Annotated in this window: 1 pseudogene; it reads right to left on the reverse strand. The window is 38.4% G+C overall.

The features are described 5' to 3' along the window. Positions 1–655 precede the first annotated feature (655 nt). Positions 656–945: pseudogene (locus tag H9625_RS17385) on the reverse strand (Rpn family recombination-promoting nuclease/putative transposase); the annotation flags it as partial.

A 945-nucleotide genomic window follows, 5' to 3' on the forward strand; every position in this document is an offset into this window, starting at 1 on the left:
TCAATGAGTTGATCGCACTGCCTAATTCACGGAGAAAGGTGGTTTATGCCCCGTCAGTAGCCGCGCCGGCTACTGACCAAACAATAGCGTAGCGCCCCTATCTTCAGAATAAAGCAGTTTTGCCATAGAACTCTAGTCTTCTCTACTCATGCAGGAATCCATATCCGGATATGAATCCTTCACTTTGGAAAAGGTTTTCATTCACATTTTTTGTTTTAGAAGACAACTTTCAAGGCACAAATGTAAAGGTTTTATTTTATACACAATCATTATCTTACTAAAAACTTCTATTAAATTTGCATTTATTAACGGAGTAACGAAAACAAAGCACAGAAAAAGGGAGGTTGTGCAACGTTTTTGTCATATTCATCTTGTTTTTCTCCCGATTTATCGCCCAATCGGCTCTCCTTATTATATATTATAATAATGTTTTGCGCTTAGGAAACCTTGCGTCTTTCGCTTTTCTGTACAAATGGATGTAAAGGAAGCATTCCATCTTATAAGAAGCTAATGCGAATCAGGAGTCAAACGTAGTTATGTTCACAGGAGTTACCACTTCGTTCAAGAGTTAAAGCCCAATAAATAGTCCTACTTCTGAAAACACTGCAAGAGGTATTGGCATCTAACTCCCAGCCCGCCAAGTGGGCGATAACGGCTATAACTCCCTTTTAACTCCTGATTCGCATAATTGATTGATTTCTTCTTCGGTCAATTTCGTATATTTCATGATTTTAGCGATAGGTTCGTTGTCGGCTTTCATTTCCTTGGCTATTTCTTTACGCTCCTCTTCTCTTGAAATTTTCTTTTCCGTAGCAATGGTATTTTTCCAGTCACGGTAGGCTTTCAATTTTCTTTCGTAGACATTATATTCAGAAGCTGTTTTGAATTTCTCCAAAAAGTTTTTCTTGGCTTGATGTATCCGTTTTCGTGTGTGCTTTGGGCGAT

The organism is Phocaeicola intestinalis, from assembly GCF_014837065.1.
Lineage (GTDB): Bacteria > Bacteroidota > Bacteroidia > Bacteroidales > Bacteroidaceae > Phocaeicola > Phocaeicola intestinalis.